This window comes from Pseudomonas sp. B14(2022) (genome assembly GCF_012030485.1).
In the GTDB taxonomy this organism is placed as follows: domain Bacteria; phylum Pseudomonadota; class Gammaproteobacteria; order Pseudomonadales; family Pseudomonadaceae; genus Aquipseudomonas.
In genome coordinates, this window is the sequence record NZ_JAAUVM010000008.1 from 1 (window position 1) to 18622 (window position 18622).

22 protein-coding genes are annotated in these 18622 nt (G+C 61.7%); 11 read left to right on the forward strand and 11 right to left on the reverse strand.

All coding sequences use genetic code 11. The features are described 5' to 3' along the window. Positions 1-850: 850 nt before the first annotated feature. Genes HCF10_RS13850 through HCF10_RS13865 form a run of 4 tightly spaced genes read right to left on the reverse strand, consistent with a single transcriptional unit; the run spans position 851 to position 3905 of the window. Entirely contained in the window at positions 851-2206 is a 1356-nt protein-coding gene (locus tag HCF10_RS13850; protein ID WP_167655764.1) for a 4Fe-4S binding protein, read from the reverse strand. Next, entirely contained in the window at positions 2203-3042 is an 840-nt protein-coding gene (locus tag HCF10_RS13855; protein WP_145337454.1) for an FTR1 family iron permease, read from the reverse strand. The genes HCF10_RS13850 and HCF10_RS13855 overlap by 4 nt, the downstream gene beginning before the upstream one ends. A 9-nt stretch (positions 3043-3051) precedes the next feature. Continuing rightward, a complete protein-coding gene (locus HCF10_RS13860; RefSeq protein WP_131699213.1) occupies positions 3052-3375 on the reverse strand; it encodes a cupredoxin domain-containing protein in 324 nt (107 codons plus the stop codon). Continuing rightward, positions 3375-3905, reverse strand: coding sequence for an iron transporter (locus tag HCF10_RS13865; protein ID WP_131699214.1), 531 nt, complete (start codon positions 3903-3905; stop codon positions 3375-3377). The genes HCF10_RS13860 and HCF10_RS13865 overlap by 1 nt, the downstream gene beginning before the upstream one ends. Before the next feature lie 179 nt (positions 3906-4084). Between HCF10_RS13865 and HCF10_RS13870 the strand changes: the two genes are divergently transcribed. After that, entirely contained in the window at positions 4085-4294 is a 210-nt protein-coding gene (locus tag HCF10_RS13870; RefSeq protein ID WP_053130271.1) for a DUF3079 domain-containing protein, read from the forward strand. On the opposite strand, the gene HCF10_RS13875 is transcribed toward HCF10_RS13870, so the two are convergent. Both HCF10_RS13875 and HCF10_RS13880 read right to left on the reverse strand, forming a co-directional pair. After that, positions 4283-4561, reverse strand: a complete 279-nt coding sequence (locus tag HCF10_RS13875) for a hypothetical protein (RefSeq protein ID WP_167655765.1) — start codon at positions 4559-4561, stop codon at positions 4283-4285. The genes HCF10_RS13870 and HCF10_RS13875 overlap by 12 nt on opposite strands. A 68-nt stretch (positions 4562-4629) precedes the next feature. Beyond that, positions 4630-5106: a hemerythrin domain-containing protein gene (locus tag HCF10_RS13880; protein ID WP_145337455.1), complete on the reverse strand. Its 477-nt coding sequence runs from the start codon at positions 5104-5106 to the stop codon at positions 4630-4632. 255 nt (positions 5107-5361) lie between these two features. Between HCF10_RS13880 and HCF10_RS13885 the strand changes: the two genes are divergently transcribed. Further along, positions 5362-5568 carry a PLDc N-terminal domain-containing protein gene (locus tag HCF10_RS13885; protein ID WP_145337456.1) on the forward strand — a complete coding sequence of 69 codons (207 nt, stop codon included), beginning with the start codon at positions 5362-5364 and terminating at the stop codon, positions 5566-5568. 60 nt (positions 5569-5628) lie between these two features. On the opposite strand, the gene HCF10_RS13890 is transcribed toward HCF10_RS13885, so the two are convergent. Next, a complete protein-coding gene (locus tag HCF10_RS13890) occupies positions 5629-6189 on the reverse strand; it encodes a type 1 glutamine amidotransferase domain-containing protein (RefSeq protein ID WP_145337457.1) in 561 nt (186 codons plus the stop codon). Positions 6190-6392: 203 nt separating this feature from the next. Here HCF10_RS13890 and HCF10_RS13895 point away from each other — a divergent pair, with 203 nt between their 5' ends. Both HCF10_RS13895 and HCF10_RS13900 read left to right on the forward strand, forming a co-directional pair. Then, entirely contained in the window at positions 6393-6605 is a 213-nt protein-coding gene (locus HCF10_RS13895) for a hypothetical protein (RefSeq protein WP_167655766.1), read from the forward strand. Between the two features lie 2 nt (positions 6606-6607). Beyond that, the gene (locus HCF10_RS13900) at positions 6608-7042 is read left to right on the forward strand and encodes a DNA methylase (RefSeq protein ID WP_131699220.1); all 435 of its coding nucleotides are present in this window, start codon (positions 6608-6610) and stop codon (positions 7040-7042) included. A gap of 257 nt (positions 7043-7299) precedes the next feature. Here HCF10_RS13900 and HCF10_RS13905 read toward each other — a convergent pair whose 3' ends face one another. Further along, entirely contained in the window at positions 7300-8085 is a 786-nt protein-coding gene (locus HCF10_RS13905) for a DeoR/GlpR family DNA-binding transcription regulator (RefSeq protein WP_145337460.1), read from the reverse strand. 121 nt (positions 8086-8206) lie between these two features. Between HCF10_RS13905 and HCF10_RS13910 the strand changes: the two genes are divergently transcribed. Next, positions 8207-9364, forward strand: coding sequence for an alpha-hydroxy acid oxidase (locus HCF10_RS13910; protein WP_145337461.1), 1158 nt, complete (start codon positions 8207-8209; stop codon positions 9362-9364). A gap of 195 nt (positions 9365-9559) precedes the next feature. Here the strand turns inward: HCF10_RS13910 and HCF10_RS13915 are convergent, their stop codons facing one another. Beyond that, positions 9560-10486: an alpha/beta hydrolase gene (locus tag HCF10_RS13915; RefSeq protein WP_167655767.1), complete on the reverse strand. Its 927-nt coding sequence runs from the start codon at positions 10484-10486 to the stop codon at positions 9560-9562. A 162-nt stretch (positions 10487-10648) separates the two neighbouring features. On the opposite strand from HCF10_RS13915, the gene HCF10_RS13920 reads away from it, so the two are divergent. The 6 genes from HCF10_RS13920 (at position 10649) to HCF10_RS13945 (ending at position 16349) form a co-directional block, all read left to right on the forward strand. Then, on the forward strand, positions 10649-11494 hold the full coding sequence (locus tag HCF10_RS13920) for an SDR family NAD(P)-dependent oxidoreductase (RefSeq protein ID WP_167655768.1): 846 nt from the start codon (positions 10649-10651) through the stop codon (positions 11492-11494). A gap of 32 nt (positions 11495-11526) precedes the next feature. Continuing rightward, positions 11527-12114: an NUDIX domain-containing protein gene (locus HCF10_RS13925; protein ID WP_131699225.1), complete on the forward strand. Its 588-nt coding sequence runs from the start codon at positions 11527-11529 to the stop codon at positions 12112-12114. Positions 12115-12219: 105 nt separating this feature from the next. Then, positions 12220-12810, forward strand: coding sequence for an antibiotic biosynthesis monooxygenase (locus tag HCF10_RS13930; protein WP_145337464.1), 591 nt, complete (start codon positions 12220-12222; stop codon positions 12808-12810). Then, positions 12807-14645, forward strand: a complete 1839-nt coding sequence (locus tag HCF10_RS13935; RefSeq protein ID WP_131699227.1) for an amidohydrolase — start codon at positions 12807-12809, stop codon at positions 14643-14645. The genes HCF10_RS13930 and HCF10_RS13935 overlap by 4 nt, the downstream gene beginning before the upstream one ends. 25 nt (positions 14646-14670) lie before the next feature. Beyond that, a complete protein-coding gene (gene ycaC, locus HCF10_RS13940) occupies positions 14671-15288 on the forward strand; it encodes an isochorismate family cysteine hydrolase YcaC (protein ID WP_131699228.1) in 618 nt (205 codons plus the stop codon). Between the two features lie 179 nt (positions 15289-15467). Further along, positions 15468-16349 (forward strand): LysR family transcriptional regulator, encoded by an 882-nt coding sequence (locus HCF10_RS13945; RefSeq protein ID WP_167655769.1) that lies wholly within the window; start codon positions 15468-15470, stop codon positions 16347-16349. On the opposite strand, the gene HCF10_RS13950 is transcribed toward HCF10_RS13945, so the two are convergent. After that, the gene (locus tag HCF10_RS13950; protein WP_145337466.1) at positions 16336-17373 is read right to left on the reverse strand and encodes an AraC family transcriptional regulator; all 1038 of its coding nucleotides are present in this window, start codon (positions 17371-17373) and stop codon (positions 16336-16338) included. The genes HCF10_RS13945 and HCF10_RS13950 overlap by 14 nt on opposite strands. Before the next feature lies 1 nt (position 17374). Then, a complete protein-coding gene (locus tag HCF10_RS13955) occupies positions 17375-18289 on the reverse strand; it encodes a GGDEF domain-containing protein (RefSeq protein ID WP_145337467.1) in 915 nt (304 codons plus the stop codon). Positions 18290-18622: the final 333 nt, after the last annotated feature.

The window sequence follows — 18622 nt, forward strand, 5'->3', positions numbered from 1 at the left end:
GGCGAGTGTCACTGCCTGGGCTTTGAAGTCGTCGGTGTAACTGCGGCGGGTTTGCTGTGCCATAAGTGCCTCCAAGGTTACGATTAAAATATCGCTTCTTGGCGTCCGCTGCGAGGGAGCAAGTCCACCAAAAACGCTTCGCCCCAACACTCGGCACCTCGCTTAGGCTCGGTGTGCCCTTACTCCGGCTTTGGAGCGTGGGCCGCCGCAATGGGCCATCCTTGGCCCAGTGCGGCTAACCCGGCGTCCTGCCGGGTTACCCACGCTCCAAAGCCTGCGTTCGGCCAGCGTGTTTGACGGGGCGATTTGAGATCAAAAGCCAAAGCGCGGCGGCCTTAGAGCCGACCGGAGTTGGGGCTGGTGTACTCGGTAAATGTGGGAGGGGGCTTGCCCGCGATTGCAGTGGGTCAGTACCAAATCCATCAACTGACACTCCCTCATCGGGGGCAAGCCCCCTCCCACATTTGGATCTCCATCCAGCTGGTAGACCTCAGCCTGCTTTTGCTCTGGCTTTTGCTCTGGCTTTTGCTCTGGCTTTTGCTCTGGCTTTTGCTCTGGCTTTTGATCTTGATCTCAGGCACCCCGTTAACCACGCCGGAGTGAGGGCATACCGAGCCTAGGCGAGGTACCGAGTGGTGGGGCAAGAGCCCTTTGGTTACTTTGGGGCTTTTCCAAAGTGACCGCCGTAAGGGCGGAACCCTAAGCAGCCGTGACCGCAACAATGGATATGTACTCATTCCAACCCCAACGACATGGTCGGCCCGAAGGCCGCCACGGGAGCAAGCGCCCGCGCCACAGATACCCATGCTCATCGGGGGCAAGCCCCCTCCCACATTTGGATCGGTGTGCATCAGCCAGCCCACCCCCAGAACTGCAACCACCAGCCACACCCCACCAGCCCATTACTCAGCAGTACGCACAACCACCCGAGGCAACGGCGCCGGGTTTCCAGCCCCTGGAGCTGCCGCCACCCCAACCACAAGCACCAGCCAATCGCGGCGCTCAGCATCAGTGCGCGCGCCGGTTGCACCCACGCCAATGCCAACCCTTCATAACGCAACAACTTCACCGTCGTCGCCGACAGCCCCAGGAACAGCCCTGCACCACCCAGGGGCGTGAGCGTCAGTGCCAAGGGCCGAAACAGTGCGCGATCTCCGGCCACAGACGCGGCCAGGCGCAGCAGCAGCCAGCAGCCACCGCCGATCAGCAGTGCGCTGCCACCCAGGTACAGCACGATGCACAGGCCATCGAGCCAGCTGAAGCTGTCGTTGAGTTGCGGGTAGTGCGTGAGCAGCCACCACGGCGCGTTGTCTTGCAACGGCCACAGCCAGTCGCGGCTTACCAGCCATTCAGCGAGTGCCTGTTTGAGGGCGATAAACCACGGGCTTACGGTCCACTGGAACGCGCCCATGGCCAGGCCGATCACGCCAAACAGCAGCAGGCGCGCATCCCATTGCGAGCCGGGTTGTCGGGGCGCCTGCAGAATCTCTTGATTGCTCGAGCGGGCGATCAGTTGCACCGCGCCGCGTTGCCCGCTGCAACGGCCACAGACGTGGCAGTCGCTGGCGCCTTGCAGGCGGCGGATGTCCAGGAGTGGCGCGCAGTTGGGCAGAGGCAGGCGCGGGGCGCTGTTGGCTTTCCAGCGTTGTTCATCCACGGCGAAATGGAGCGGCGCCAGGCGGGCGAGCAGGGCGAACACGCCGCTCACCGGGCACAGGTAACGGCACCACACGCGCTTGCCGCGCACGAATAACAGGCCGACCACCACCGCCGCCAACGTCGAGCCGCCCAGGATCAGCAACGCCGCCTGGGCGTAGTCGTACACACTGATCAACTGGCCGTAGAGCGTGGTGAGGCAAAAGCCCAGGGTCGGCCAGCCGCCCCAACGCAGCCAGCGCGGTATGCCCAGGCCGCGCCCGTGCTGGCTGGCCCATTCGCTCAGTGAACCTTCCGGGCACAGCACGCCGCACCACAGGCGCCCGAACAGCACCATCGACAGCAACACGAACGGCCACCAGATCCCCCAGAAGATAAATTGCGCGAGCAGCGTCAGGTTGTTCACCACACGCGCCTGGCTATCCGGCAACGGCAGCACGGTGGGCAGCACCAGCAATACGGCGTAGACCAGCACCACCGCCCATTGCATGGCACGGATCAGCCGGGCATGGCGGCGCATGCCATCGCCCAGTTGCCGCAGCCAACTCATGCCGCGTGCCGGGCGCGACGCAGGCCGTTGCCCACCCAGAGCCAGTAGCCGAGCAGTACCAACACGGTGATAAGGCTGGGGGCCGCGCGGTACCCGGCAAAGTCGGCCAGCAGTGCGCCGAGGCCATGGCTGTCACTGAGCAGTGCGCTGCTGTCCCAGCGGCTGTCACCGAAGGCGGCGTAGGCCCACTCGGGCATGTCCATGCCCAGCAGTTGCCCGCTGATGCGATCCACGGCCGCCACCAGCAATGCACCGCCGAGCAGCAACAGCAGCGCCTCGCTGAGGGCGAAAAACAGTGACCAGGAGATAAAGCGCCGACTGCCGCGCAACAGCAGCACGGTGAGCCCCGCCAATGCCAGGCCGAGCACGCCGCCGACGGCGAACAGGCCTTGCGCCTCCTCGTGCAGGCGCGCACCGGCACCATACAAAAACACCACGGTTTCACTGCCTTCGCGGCTCACCGCCAGCAGCGCCAGTAACAGCACGCCCCAGCCGCCCTGGCGCGCCAGGCGCTCATCGGCTTCGCGTACCAGGGTGTGTTTGAGCGTGGCCGCGTTGCGGTGCATCCAGAACACCATCTGCACCATCAAGCCGCTGGCCAACAGGGTCAGCGCCGCTTGCAGCCACTCGCCCTGTGGACCGGTCATGGTGTCACCGGCCCACAGCATCAAACCGGCCAGACCGGCCGAACACAACAACCCCAGCAGCACCCCGGCCCAGAGGAAGCGGGCCAGTTGCGCATGTCCGGCCTGGCGGCTGATCCAGGCCTGCAGAATGCCGATCACCAGCAGGGCCTCGACGCTTTCACGCCAGACAATAAACATCGATTGGTTCATCAACGGCTCCTATTCGGCGAGGATGCTGCCTTCGGGCAACTGTGGGTTGAACTCGTCGAAGAACGGGTACAACCCCGGCTTGAGCGGGTGGATCACCACAAAGGTGGTCACCCCCGCAGACAACACCTTCTCCACCCGCAGGGGCGTGCTTTCGAATTCGGCCGGGCCTTGGCCGATGTTCTTGAGCACGATCTTGAAACGCTCATCGGCCTTGACCACCAGTTGTGGCGGGTCGAAATGGCCGTCCTGCAGGCTCAACTCATAGGTGGGCAACGGCGCTGCCATCGCCGCGCCGCTTAGTAGCAGGCCGCCCAGCAACAGGGCGCGGCGCATCAATAGCCGCCTTTTTTGCCGATGCCGGCGTAGACGAATTCGTAATGCACCTCGCAGCGTTCGAACCACGGGGCGACCCCGGTTTCCTTGTCGGTATGACGACCCAGGGAGTGATGGCCGGTGGGCGGCAATACGCTGAAGGTGAGGGTGTATTTGCCGGGGCCTTGCAGCTTGACGTTATCGCCATAGTGCGGCCCGTCATTGGCGACCATGGCGTGGAAATCACCGCTGATGGGGGTGTCGCTGCCTTGTTTCTTCAGGGTGAAAGACAGGTTGAGGTAGGGCACGAAACTGCCTTCCTGAAACCCTTGGGCATTGTCCGCCGTGGCGCGTACGTCGGCCTCCAGGTGCACATCGGAATCGGCCGTGGCGCGCATCATGCCGGCGGGTGCCATCTCGATCGGTTGCAGATACACCGCGCCGATTTCCAGGCCGGGGCAGTGTTGTGGTTCGCCGATGGGGTACTCCTTGGCAAACACCACGGAGGTGCTCAGCAGCAGGGCAAGGGACAACAAAGAAGGGCTACGCATCGAGGCTTCCTGACGGGTGAGGAGAGAGAACCCGAGTCTAGGAAGGTCAGCCGTAAATAATAATGATTCCTGTCAAGTTTCGAGGATATTTCATCTTGGCCAGGCTTGATGCCGGTCAAGGTTGTACAGGTTTTATCGGGGTAGGTTGCTGGGAGTGTTCGTCGCCAGGGAGTCCACGCATGGCCAAGCCTTTTCCGCTGCATCCCAAGCATCCTGAACGTATCTGTTGGGGCTGTGATCGCTACTGTGCCGCCACCGACCTGGCGTGCGGCAATGGCGCCGACCGCACCATGCACCCGGCCGAGATGATCGGGGACGACTGGTACGAGCATGGCGACTGGGGGCTTGCACCCGAGCCGCCGGTTGCGGATGAACCGTCAGCTGCCTGAGCGGGGTTTTTCCTTGCCGTCTTTATGGGTGTCAGCCGGCCTGGCGGGTTTGCTCGGCGGTTTGGCGGTGTCCTTGGTTTTTTTGTCGCTGTTGGAAGGGCTGCTGGGGTAGGTCCCCGGTGGCAGGGCGGAGCCGGCGGCGCTGTCGCCACTCAAGGCGTTGGAGGCAGGTTCAGGGTTATCGCCAAAGGCGGCGAGGGCGGGGCCGGTGAGCAGGGCTGACAGGCCGACGATAAGCACAATCCGTTGGGACGATCTGGTCTTCATGACGCTATCCCCTATCGTGTGGATGTATCAAGAGCCTGGATGAATTCCAGGCTCTTGTCATGCCTCGATCAAGCCGCCATAGGCTTGCTCGACTGCAACTTTTTATGCGCCGCTTTCATGGCTTCCATTTCAGCGCCCAACTCTTCAAGCAGCGCCTTGCCCAGCAGCTTTTTAGCCTGCGGGAACATCTCGGTTTCCTCTTCTTCGATATGGTGCTCCAGCAATTCCTTGACCACTTTGACGCGGCCGGAAAACTCGGTGGTCGAAGGTTCGGTTTGCTTCAGGTCGGGCAGTACCAGGGCGTCGACGGTGCGATGCTCTTCCTTGGCCTCGTGGTACATGATGTCCTGTTCCTTGCCGCCAGCCTTCCTGAATGCCGGGTAGAGGATTTCTTCTTCCAGCTTGGTGTGCAGGCTGATTTCCGCTTCCAGCTTGGCCAGCAATTCAGTGCGTTTTTTAACCCCGCGTTCAGTGGACTCACTCAGTTGAGTCAACAGGGCCTTCACGCGTTCGTGGTCGGCTTTGAGCAGATCAATGGCATTCATCGGTGACACCTCACGGGCATTTCAGGGCGTGTCGACATGCACGCCTCGTCCAGTTGACAGGTGCATCAGGTGTACCAACTTGAGCAGTTTTTAAATTATTCGTTAATTCAACAGGTTATATGTGATCAGGGGGGCGATTGTCGTGCAGGTTGCATGGTCGGCGCTGCGGCGCGTTGCATTCCACAACGTCGGAAAATTTAAATGAACCCTCGCGGCCGATGCTTGACCTAATGCATACGACCTAGGAGGTGAAGCATGGAAATTCAATATATCTGGATCGGCTTGGCGGTGATTCTGCTGCTGTTGGAGTTGTGGGCGATCAATATCGTCCTGCGCAGCACCGGTGGTTGGGAGAGCAAGGGCTTGTGGTTGGTGATCCTGATCTTTGTGCCGTTGTTTGGCTTGATTGCGTGGGCGATGTTCGGGCCCAAGCGTGAGATGCCGGAGCAGCGTAAGAACTGAAGGGCTTGGGGAAAAAAAACAGGCGCCGAGAGGCGCCTGTTTACGTTCAACAGCGACCGTTCAACCAGCGACAGCCTTGGCAATCGCTTCGTTGAACGCCGGCAAATCATCCGGCGTACGCGACGTGATCAACGTCCAGCCATTGGCCTGGCATTGCTTGACCTCGGCATCCACCCATCCAGCCGCGCCGGCGTTTTCCAGGTCGATGCGCACGCTCTTATAGGAGGTCAGGGTCTTGCCCTTGATCACGCCGGCATCGATCAGCGTCCATGGGCCGTGGCAGATCGCGGCGATGGTTTTACCGGCGTCGGCGAAGTCCTTGATCAGGCGCAGCGCCGCCGCATCCTGGCGCAGGGTATCGGCATTGACGGTACCGCCAGGGATGACCAGGGCGTCAAAGTCGCCGCTGACGACGTCCGACAGCTGCACCTCGGACTCCACTGTTTTGTCTTTCTCGGTGTCGCCGACGAAGGTCTGGGTGGTGCCGCCTTTGCTGGAAGCGTGGGTTACCGTGGCGCCGTAGCCGCGCAAGGCGTCCAGGGGTTTGAGCAGCTCGTCGCGCTCGATACCGGTGTTGGAGGTGATGATCAAAATTTTCTTGCCGTTAAGGTGTGAACTCATGATCGAGTGTCTCCTGAGGGGTGGATTAAAGAAGCGATATGGGAGAGTGGATCGAGTCCGGGCGGCAAAGGTTTAAATTAATTTGCGCTTATTTCGCCGGCGGTTTGGCGCGGGCAATTTCCTTGAACTATCTAAATCCACCGGCCTCTGCTGCATACGTGGCCGCGCTTTTTCGTGGGCCTTCAACCCCTTGGAGAGAGACCATGACTGCCGACAAAACCCCCGCGCCGATCAGCTCTGAAGATGCTCAGAAAGGTACTGATAAAGCTGCCAAAGGCCAGACCCTGGAACGCCCGAATCCAAAGACCGAAACCGTCGATAAAGTGTTGACGCCCACCTCGATCAAAGACACTGAACGCCAGACCGATGCCATCAACGAGCAGGCCGCCAAGGCCGAGCGCAAGCTGGGCCACTGAACATGGCTCGTGCCATTACTGCGTCGGAACTGGGTATTGAGCTCAAGCCGGAGGATGACAGCAGCCTGTTCAAGTGGTTTGTCGCCAGCTTCCTGATGGGCAAGCGCATCCAGGCCCCCATCGCGGCACAGGCGTACAAGGTGATCGTTGAGGAAGAGGGGCGTGATACTGCGCGCAAGCTGCAACATTGCACCTCCCGAGAGCTGGTCTCCATGCTCGGGCGTGCTCACTACGTGCGGTACGACGAAAGCACCGCGCAGCGCTTGCTGGACCTGAGTGCCAAGCTCAACGCCGAGTACGCCGGCAAGATCAGCCACATTCGCAGTGCCAGCGAAAACCGCCAGGCGTTCGAAAAACGCCTGGGGGAATTTGACGGCGTGGGGCCCAAGACCATCGAGATTTTTATGCGCGATGCGGCCAAGGTGCTGTCGTGGTGAGCAGGCTTGTTGTGGCTATCGAGCTTGTCGTGGTGAGCGAGCTTTTTTTGTGGCGAGCGGGCTTGCCCCGCGTTGGGCTGCGAAGCGGCCCTAAAACCTGCCACCGCGTTTAGGCAGGATAGTGGCGGTGACCTTATGTGGGGCCGCTACGCGCCCCAACGCGGGGCAAGCCCGCTCGCCACAATAAACTTGCTGGCCACAACAAGTCTGCCAGTCACAAAAGCCAATCCGCCACACAGCTATTTGATGCCCTGCTGCTACTCGACCTCCACCCGCAACACCTCCAACCCTAACTGCTCATACGCCTCCACACTCGGCACATGCCACTCCGTGATCAACGTGTGAATACGGTTGCACGGCGCCACCACAAACGGTTCCACCGCACCGAGTTTGTCCGCCAGGGTCACCGCCACCACATGGGACGCGCTGTCGAGCAGGGCCTGTTTGACCGCGACCTCGTCAAAATGCAGCGAGCTGATGCCCACTTGCGGATGCAGTGCGCAGACCCCGGTAAACAGCAGGTCGGCCTTGATACTCTGGATCAGGCGCACGCTTTCCTGGCCGCTGGTAGACAAGGTGGCCGGGTTGAGTTGGCCGCCGGCGAGAATCACTTTTACATCGCGATGGTCGGCCAGGGCGATGGCGATCATCGGTGACGGCGTGACGACGGTCAGGCGGATCGAGCGCGGCAATGACTGGGCGATCTGCAACGTGGTGGAGCCGGAATCGAACAGCACAATCTGGCCGTCCTGCACCTGGTCAGCGGCGAGTTGTGCAAGTTGACGCTTGGCTTCATTGGTCTCGCCGACCCGGGTGAAGAAGTCTTTGCCGGTGTCCTTGGGCCGGGGCAGGGCGCCACCGTGCACGCGCTGCAACAGGCCGGCGGCGGCGAGTTCGCCGAGGTCGCGGCGGATGGTGTCCTGGGACACGGCGAAGTGTTCCACCAGTTCCGAGGCGGTGACTTTGCCGTCGCGTTCCAGCAATAACAGGATCTTTTGTTTGCGCAGGGAAGGCAGGTCGATGGCTTGATGGGTGTTATGCATGTTTGTGCGCTTTTTTGCGGGTTTGTGCGAGATTAGTCCGCAGTCGATATAAACGCAATGGCTGGTTGCCCACCCGAGGGGCGGTTACTCTTTGTGCTCAGTTCAGGGAGAGGTGACCTAGATGTCGTTGATTACAACCATCGAAGATTTACGCAAGCTGGCGCAAAAGCGTGTGCCACGGATGTTCTACGATTACGCCGATTCCGGGTCCTGGACTGAGAGCACCTACCGGGCCAATGAAAGCGATTTTGCCCGGATCAAATTCCGCCAGCGCGTGGCGCGCAATATCGATGAACGCTCGATCCGAGCCAGCATGATCGGCCAGGACATGGCCATGCCGGTGGCCCTCGCACCTACGGGCCTGGCCGGCATGCAGCATGCCGATGGCGAGATTCTTACCGCCCGCGCCGCCGCTGCGTTTGGCCTGCGCTACACCTTGTCGACCATGAGTATCTGCTCCCTCGAAGACATCGCCGAACAGGTCGGCAAGCCGTTCTGGTTCCAGCTGTATGTGATGCGCGACCGCGCATTTGTCGAGCAATTGATCGAACGTGCCAAGGCGGCCGGTGTGGATGCACTGGTGCTGACCCTGGACCTGCAGATCCTCGGGCAACGCCACAAGGACTTGATCAACGGCCTGTCGGCACCGCCCAAGCTGACCTTGCCGAACATCCTCAACATGGCCACCAAGCCGCGCTGGGTGATGGGCATGCTCGGCACCCAACGGCGTGGCTTCGGCAATATCGTCGGGCATGTGAAGGGTGTGGCGGACATGAGTTCGTTGTCATCGTGGACCGCCCAGCAATTCGACCCGCGCCTGAGCTGGGACGATGTGGAATGGATCAAGCAGTGCTGGGGCGGCAAGCTGATCATCAAGGGCATCCTCGATGTTGAGGACGCGCGCCTGGCCGCCAATTCCGGTGCCGACGCACTGGTGGTGAGCAACCACGGTGGCCGCCAGTTGGATGGTGCGCCGTCGAGCATCAGCCAGTTGCCGGCGATTGTCGACGCGGTGGGTGAGCGGATTGAAGTGTGGCTGGACGGCGGCATTCGCTCCGGTCAGGACGTGCTCAAGGCGATGGCACTCGGCGCCAAAGGCACCATGATCGGTCGCCCGCATTTGTATGGCTTGGGCGCGATGGGCGAAGCGGGGGTGACCAAGGCGCTTGACATCATCGCCCGTGAGCTGGACGTAACGATGGCACTGTGTGGCTATAACGATATACGCGATGTGAATCGCGAGATTTTGCTGCCGGGTACATTCCCCGAAACCGTTTAGTGAGCAAAAAAATCGTAAAAAAATAAAAAGAGTTGTCCACGAAAACCGTGGGTATCTCTGTGGATAACTTTGCGAACGCCCGGCAGGGTTGGCGATTTAACCAAAGGTTAATATTTGATCAACTGCCGGCCATGTCCAGTATGGGCAGGGTTTGCGCTTGACAGCCAAGCGCGAACCCAGTGCCGAAAAGCAGATTTATGACTCGTTGTTATGACCTGGAGTGTGGTTGACCACCTGTGCTGGCATCTTCGCTTGCATCAGGTTATTGAGTGCCTGGCGATAGCTGCCACCGGCCAGGCTCATGCTGTTGTTATGGCTGGCACCCGGCACCAATAAGAGGCGTTTGGGTTGCCGGGCCGCTTCAAATAGTTGCTCGCTGAAACGCGGCGGCACGTAGCGGTCGTCCAGGCCATGGACCACCAGCAGCGGCATGTGAATGTCGGCGATCTTGTCGATGGAGTCGAACTTCTGCGACAGCAGCCAGCGCACCGGCAACGATGTATTGGCTACCGCTGCGGCCACATCGGCCAGGGAGGTGAAGGTGGACTCGATCACCAGTCCACGCACCGGCAGCGGCGTTTGCCGGCCCAGCTCCGCCGCCAGGTCGATGGCCACCGCGCCGCCGAGTGAGTGCCCGTAGATCAGGCGTTTGCCGGGGTCCGGTTGCAGCACCTGGAAACGTTCCCAGGCGATGCGTGCATCTTCATACACCGTGGTTTCCGACGGCAGTTCGCCATGGCTCTGGCCGAAACCGCGATAGTCGATGGCCAGCACCGAGTAACCCAGGGCGTGCAATTGCTCGATGCGAAACAGCTGCCCGGTGAGGTTCCAGCGTACGCCGTGCAAGTAGAGGATCGCCGGCGCGTCCTTGTTGGCTGCCGGGTACCACCAGCCATGAATGTTCTGCCCTGATTTGAAACTGGCGGGCTTGAGTTCGAATTCCTGCACCGCCTTGGGCAAACCGCTGTACCAACTGGCGGTGCCGGGCTCGATGCGAAACACCAGCTCGCGCTCCTTGTGTTGCAGCACCGCGCAGCCCACTGGCAGGCCGACGATCAACAGTGCCATGCACAGCAGGGGAAACCAGCGCAGGCTCAGGCGCGATAGAAAACGTGAGGGCATGAAGATTCCAGGGCAAAGGTGAAGTGGGGGTTTTACCAGATGGCCTACACAGGCAGGTATAAATTCGACGGCCGCCCACGGCGATTGCTTGCAAAGTGTTACAGCATTGAACAACCCGTACACCGGTTGTTAGGGTAGGCGGCCGAACAGGAGAGCAAGCACATGGATTTCACAGGTAAAACCGCCATCGTCACCGGCGGTGCGCGCGGGTTGGGACTCAGTTATGCACGGGCACTGGCCCTGGGCGGTGCCCGGGTGGTGATCAGCGATATCGGCGCTGACAAGGTGGGCGCCGGCAACGATGCCTCGGTGGTCAAGGCGGCGGCAGAAGCCTTGCAGGCCGAAGGGCTGGCGGTGATCGCGCATGGCGGTGACTTGTCCACCCACGAGGGCTGCCGGCAACTGGTTGCATATGCCGTCGAGGCCTTCGGTCAACTCGATATCCTGATTCACAACGCCGGTTGGGTGGGTTACCAGAACATCCAGGACCTGGATGCCGCGTTCCTGCAGCGGGCCATGGACATCAACCTCTACGCGCCACTTTGGTTGTGCAAACACGCCTGGCCGCATCTGCTGCGTTCAACCGCACCACGCATTATCCTCACCACCTCCGACCGCGCCATGTACGCACAATACGAGCAGACCGGCCTGGTGGCCTACAGCGCCGGCAAGATGGCGCAACTGGGGATCATGAACGCGCTGAGCCATGAGGGCGCCGAGGCCGGCATCCGGGTCAATGCGATTTCGCCGGTGGCCAAGACGCGGATGTGGGGCGTGACCGAGGAGCCCGACGAGCTCAAGCCTGATTGGGTAACCCCGGGCGTGTTGTTCCTCGCCTCCACACAGTGCGAGGACACCGGCTACGTCCTGCGGGCCAGCAACGGTCAATTCACCGCAACGCGCTTCACTGAGAATCCTGGTGTGGATTACCCGCGCAACCTGGCGCGGATCCACGCCGGCAGTGCTGAAGAAGTTGCGGCCGCGTGGCCTCGCATCAAACAAGCGTGAACCCCGATCACCCCTTTGGAAAAGAGCCAGCCATGGACAACAGCCCCGTTCGCATCACCGCCGAAGAGACTCTCTCGGACAACTGGTACCTGCTGAAAAAATACAGCTTCGACCTGCGTCGCCGCGACGGCAGTTGGCAAGCCCAGACCCGCGAGGTGTATGACCGCGGCAATGGCGCGACCATCCTGCTGTACAACCGTGAGCAACGCACGGTGTTGCTGATTCGCCAGTTCCGCATGCCCACCTTCGTCAATGACTACCCCGGTTACCTGATTGAAGCGGCTGCGGGGTTGCTGGACAACGCCAGCCCTGAAGAGCGCATTCGCCTGGAGGCGGAGGAGGAAACCGGTTATCGCGTCGGGCATGTGGAGAAGATCTATGCGGCGTTCATGAGCCCGGGGTCGGTCACTGAGCGGATTCATTTTTTTCTCGGCGAATACCAGCCAGGAGACCGGGTTGGCAGTGGCGGCGGCCTGGAAGAGGAGGGCGAGGACATCGAGGTGCTGGAGCTGGGTTTCGAGCAGGCCCTGGCCATGGTGCAGAGCGGCGAGATCGCCGACGGCAAGACCATCATGCTGTTGCAGCACCTGGAACTGCGCATGCTGAAAGAAGGCTGGTGACACCCTTCCAGCGCCCCGCTTAAACAGCACGTATATCCAATTTTCCCAACGCTGGCCCCGGCAAACTCCCCTCATCGCTGACATTTCAAGGCAGAGGGGCATCCCATGGACCCAGCACCACAGACAGGGCCCGACGAAATCGTCACCCTGGTCGTGAAACACCTGATCAAGGCAGGCCGCGAAGCCGACTACGAAGCCTGGCTACGCCGTACCGTGCGCATCGCCGGCGAGCGTCCCGGCCACCTCGGTGTCGACGTAGTGCGCAGCAAACAGAGCGGCCTGACGCTGTTCACCTGCGTATTGCGCTACCGCTCCACCGCTGACCTGGAAACCTGGCTCAATTCCCCCGAGCGCAACACCCTGATCGCCGAAGCCACGCCCATGCTGGCCGACGGCGACAAGACCGAAATCGGTGCGGTCAACGAATTCTGGTTCACGCCCCTGGCTGACAGCGCCGCCAAGCCGCCGCGCTGGAAGCAGGCGGTGGTCACCCTGTGCGTGATCCTGCCGCTGACCTTGTTGGTGCCGATCGTGTGGGGTCCGATCCTCGGCCTGCACCCGTTCCTGTCCAACTATGTGGTCGCGACCTTCCTGGTCACCGTGACCATCGTCCTGCTGGTGGTCTACCTGCTGATGCCGGCCGCCACTCGCCTGTTCGCTCCCTGGCTTGAAGCCTCTGTAAAGGAAACCCTATGAACGCCGATCTGATTCTGTTCAATGGCCAGTTCCACACCGTGGACCGTGAAAACCCGCGGGCAACCGCCGTCGCCATCCGCGAGGGGCGCTTTGTTGCCGTTGGCACCGATGGCGAGGCCATGGCCCTGCGTGGCAGCGGTACCCAGGTCATCGACCTCAAGGGCCGCACCGTGATCCCCGGCCTCAATGACTCGCACCTGCACCTGATCCGTGGCGGGCTGAACTACAACCTCGAGCTGCGCTGGGAAGGCGTGCCGTCCCTGGCCGATGCCCTGCGCATGCTCAAGGAGCAGGCCGACCGTACCCCTACGCCGCAATGGGTGCGGGTGGTGGGTGGCTGGAACGAATTCCAGTTCGCCGAAAAACGCATGCCCACCCTGGAAGAACTCAACCAGGCCGCACCGGACACCCCGGTGTTCGTGCTGCACCTGTATGACCGCGCCTTGCTCAACCGCGCCGCCCTGCGCGTGGCCGGCTACACCAAGGACACGCCAAACCCACCGGGCGGCGAGATCGTGCGCGACAGCAACGGCAACCCCACCGGCATGCTGGTGGCGCGACCCAACGCGATGATCCTCTACTCGACCTTGGCCAAAGGCCCGAAACTGCCGCTGGAATACCAGGTCAACTCCACCCGCCAGTTCATGCGTGAACTCAATCGCCTCGGCCTGACCAGCGCCATCGATGCCGGCGGTGGTTTCCAGAACTATCCCGATGACTACGCGGTGATCGAGCAACTGGCCAAGGATCAACAGCTGACGGTGCGCATCGCCTACAACCTGTTCACCCAGAAGCCCAAGGAAGAACTCAGCGACTTCAAGAACTGGACCGGCAGCGTCACCCTGCACCAGGGCGATGACTACCTGCGTCACAACGGCGCCGGCGAGATGCTGGTGTTCTCCGCCGCCGACTTCGAAGACTTCCTCGAACCCCGTCCCGACCTGCCGCTGACCATGGAGCAGGAGCTGGAACCGGTGGTGCGCCATCTGGTGGAACAGCGCTGGCCGTTCCGCCTGCATGCCACGTATGACGAGTCCATCTCGCGCATGCTCGATGTGTTCGAGAAGGTCAACCGCGACATCCCGTTCAATGGCTTGCCGTGGTTCTTCGACCATGCAGAAACCATCACCCCGAAGAATATCGAGCGGGTCCGCGCCCTCGGTGGCGGCATTGCGATCCAGGACCGCATGGCGTTCCAGGGCGAATATTTTGTCGAGCGCTACGGCGCCAAGGCCGCCGAAGCCACGCCACCGATCAAGCGCATGCTGGCCGAAGGCGTGCCGGTAGGGGCGGGCACCGATGCCACGCGGGTCTCGAGCTACAACCCGTGGACCTCGCTGTACTGGATGGTCAGCGGCCGCACCGTCGGCGGCCTGGAGTTGCACGCCGAAGGCCTGCCGCGCCTCACCGCGCTGGAGCTGTTCACCCATGGCAGCGCCTGGTTCTCCTCCGAGCAGGGCAAGAAAGGCCAGATCAAGGTCGGCCAATTGGCGGACGTGGCGGCGCTGTCGGCGGACTTTTTCAGCGTCGATGAAGAAGCCATCAAGTGGATCGAATCCGTGCTCACTGTCGTGGGCGGCAAGGTGGTCTACGGCGCCGGCGACTTTGAAGACTTCGCACCGCCACGCGTGCCGGTGCTGCCGGACTGGTCGCCGGTGGTCAAGGTGCCGGGGCACTGGCGCCCGAGTTCGCCTTTGCAAGCTCAAGTACACCAATGCAGCGGCCCGTGCGGCGTGCATTCCCACAGCCACGAAAAAGCGCGCCTTTCCAGCGTGCCGGTCAGCGACTTCCAGGGGTTCTGGGGCGCGTTTGGCTGCTCGTGCTTTGCCTTCTGATTTCACTACCCAAAGGAGTTACCCCATGACTTACTCGCGCTTGAACAAAGATGACGCCGTTGTCCTGTTGGTCGATCACCAGACCGGCCTGATCTCACTGGTGCAGGATTTCTCCCCTAACGAATTCAAGAACAACGTACTGGCCCTGGCCGACGTGGCGAAGTTCTTCAACCTGCCGACCATCCTGACCACCAGTTTTGAAGGCGGTCCTAACGGCCCACTGGTGCCGGAACTCAAGGAGCTGTTCCCGGACGCGCCGTACATCGCCCGTCCTGGCCAGATCAACGCCTGGGACAACGAAGATTTCGTCAAGGCGGTCAAGGCTACCGGTCGTAAGCAGATCATCATTGCTGGCGTGGTGACGGATGTGTGCGTAGCGTTCCCGACCCTGTGCGCCCTCGACGAAGGCTTCGAGGTGTTCGTGGTCACCGACGCCTCCGGCACCTTCAACGAAACCGTACAGCAGGCCGCCTGGGCCCGTATGACCGCCGCAGGTGCGCAACTGGTGAACTGGTTCGCCGTGGCCTGCGAGCTGCAAGTGGACTGGCGCAACGACATGGAAGGCCTGGCCAACCTGCTGTCGCCGCGCATTCCCAACTACCGCAACCTGATGAACAGCTACTCGGCGTTCACTGCCAAGTAACCGGTTTTCAAGCCTTTAGGTGATCAATGTGGGAGGGGGCTTGCCCCCGATAGCGGTGTATCAGTCAAAGCTATTGAGACTGACACACCGCAATCGGGGGCAAGTCCCCTCCCACATTTGATTTGTGATGTTGCGACCATCCAGTTATAAATCTCCAAACTGTCCACCGAGAAGCGACAATGAACCCCTTCGAAGACATGCGCCTGTTCTGCCAGGTCATGGAGTCCGGCAGCTTCACCGCCGCCGCCGAACAGCTGGGCCTGTCCAAGCAATTTGTCAGTCGCCGCCTGATCCAGTTGGAAGACCGCCTCGGCGTGCGCCTGCTCAACCGCTCCACGCGCCGCCTGGATATCACGCCCCTGGGCCAGAGTTACTACGAATCCGCCTTGCGCCTGCTCGGTGAAGTCGAGCAAGTGGAGCAGGGCATCGCCGGCCAGAACAGCGAACCGCGCGGCACCCTGCGCCTCAGCGCGCCGTTGTCGTTTGCCATGGCCCATCTGGGTTGCCTGTTGCCGTTGTTTTTGCAGCGCCACCCCCAGGTGTCGGTAGAAGTTGACCTCAGCGACCGCCCGGTGGATCTCATCGGTGAGGGCTACGATCTGGTGCTGCGCATCGGCACCCTGGAAGATTCCACCCTCATAGCTCGTCGTATCGCCAGCATCGAGCGCGTGTATTGCGCCAGCCCCGAGTACCTGACACTGCGCGGTACACCACTTAAACCCGAAGACCTCGCCGAACACGACTGCCTGCCCTACGGCCATGGCCGCCAGGTGCAATGGCGCTTCAAGGGCAAGTTGCAGGCGCTGCCGGTCAGCGGCCGCATGCGTGTAAACAACGGCGACCTGTTGCGCGACACCGCCATCGCGGGGCTGGGCGTGACCTACTTGCCGACCTTTATCGTCGGCGACGCCTTGAAGGACGGGCGCCTGGTCACCGTCCTCGATGACTTTGCCCCCGAAGCCCTGACCCTGTCGGCGGTGTATCCCCAGCATCGGCAAAGCTCACGGCCGGTGCAGGCGCTGGTGGAGTTTTTGCGCGAACGCCTGGCTAGCGGCTGTTGAACAGCTGGCGGATCAGGTTCGGGGTGCTGCCGGTCCAGCGCTTGAACGAACGCCGGAAGTTCGCCGCATCGTTGAAGTTCAGGTACGCCGCCACTTCATCATTGCTGTAGCCCTTGACCTGGTACAAGTGCAACGCCACCTGCTTGCGCACCCGGTCCACCTGCTGTTGAAAACCGGTGTCGTGCTTGTGCAACTTGCGCTTGAGGGTCGCCGGGCTCATGGCGAAGGCCTGTGCCGCCTGTTCCAGGCTGGGCGGCTGGCGCACCTGGTCGCGCAGGTACTCGTAGAGGCAGTCGAGAAAGCTGTTGGCAAAGCCCAATTGTTCGATCTGCTCGCGGGCTTGGCGGCGCGCAACCTGGCCGGCCGTGGCCGAGGCGCCAGGCCAGGTGCGGGTGAGGTATTCACGCGGGATGCTCATCATGTCCAGCGGGCGCTCGAAGCGCGTGCTCTCGCCCAGGTGCACCCAGTACTGCTCGATATAACGCGGTTCGGCATGGCTGAAACTGCACGTCCACGGCAGGCGCTCGCCGCTGAGCCATTGGCTCATGGCAACCAGCGAGGTCATGCTGGCTTCCAGCAGGAAACGCCAGTGCTCGCCGGCGCCGCAACTGTCCAGCCAGTACAGGTAGGCGTGGTGCTCATCCAGCTCCAGTTGCAGGGTGGCCAACGGGCTGAGCAGCACCTGTTGCTGGATCAGTATCTCCAGGGCCTGGTGCAGGTTCTGCGCATGGCCAAGGGCGTGGCTGGCGGCACCGTAGTAGCCGGGTAGCAGGCGCTGGCCAAACAGGAAGCTGCTGTCGTCGGCGTCCAGTAACTTGCGGCTGTTGCCGATCAAGCCGAAAAACTGCTGCGGGCTCAGGTGCGCGGTGCCGGCCAGGATGTCCTCGTGAAACAGCCCGGTGCCGCGCAGCAGGCGATGGCTGTCGATGTCGCGGGACAAGGCCAGGTCGATCAGCGTGGCGGGTTGGTAATGCCCTGGGATAAAGCGGCTGTCGGCTTCATACCAGCTGGTTTTCACGGCCATCTCAGGCACTTTTCGCAAGCGGTTGCTTGGCCCTGGCCAATGCCAGGTTCAGGCGCTTGAGCAAGTCCTGAGGCGGTTCTTCAAGGGCCATGACCACGGCGGTGGTCGCGGCCAGTTGCAGGCGTTCGCCTTGTTGCCGGGTCTTGTGGGCCAGGCCGAGCACCGCTTGCTGCAACTCCAGCGCCAGCTCCTTGGCCTGGCGTTCGCCGGTATTGGGCAGCAGCACCACAAAGCGGTCGCCGGCCAGGCGGCACAGCAGGTCCTGGCGGCGCAGGTTGAGCAGCAGCAAATGGCTGAGCGCCTGCAACACCGCGTCGCCCTCGGCATGCCCGTAGGCCTGGTTGATGGCGGCGAAGTTGTCCAGGTCCAGGGCCAGCAGCGACAGCGGTTGTTGCTGGTCGCGGCTGTCTTGCAGGCTGTCGGCCAATTGGCGCTTGAGGTAGTCGGCGCCGGCCAGCGGCGTGAGTTTGTCGAACAGCCGATGCTCACGGAACAGCCGCTCGCGTTTTTCCATCTGCGCGCTGATCGCCAGTTGTTCGCGGTGCCAGTGGTAGATGCCGATGGTCAGCAGGATCATGCCCACCGGCATCGGCCCGGACTCGAGCCAATGGTCCCAGGTGATGCTGTCGGGCAGGCGGATAAATTCGTCGAGGCTGTCGATCCACCAGGAAAAAAAGATGCACGACAGGCCCAGCGCCAGGTAATTGGTGACGCGCCCGGCGGGGCGGCTTTTGAGCACCAGGCCCAGCCACACCAGGGCGAGCAGGGCGGAACCGCCTTCGCCGAAGATATCCAGCCACACCCATTCGCTGACGCTTTTCAACTCGCCACAGGCCAGGTTCAGGATCAGCCCGAGGTTGGCGGCGATCAGCAGCAACGAGAGTTTCCAGCGGTGGGGCTTGAGCACGGAAAACATGGCCGCGGGTCCTTGGACAAATGAGCGATGGGCGCCAGCACAGCAGATGGATGTGACCGTTGGATGACGGTGGAGGAGGGTCGAATCAGCTCAGCTCAAACACACTGGAGATGAAAAAATGTGGGAGGGGGCTTGCTCCCGATAGCGGTGGATCAGTAGAGAAACAGGTGACTGACCCACCCCTATCGGGAGCAAGCCCCCTCCCACATTCGATCTGCTGAGGTCATTTCAGCTCATTTCAAACCGGAAATCGGCTCAACCCCTCGGTTTATAGGCCTGCCACAGACCTTCTGTCACAGAACCGTCATCCCCCACCCCTAGCTTGCCCTCCCA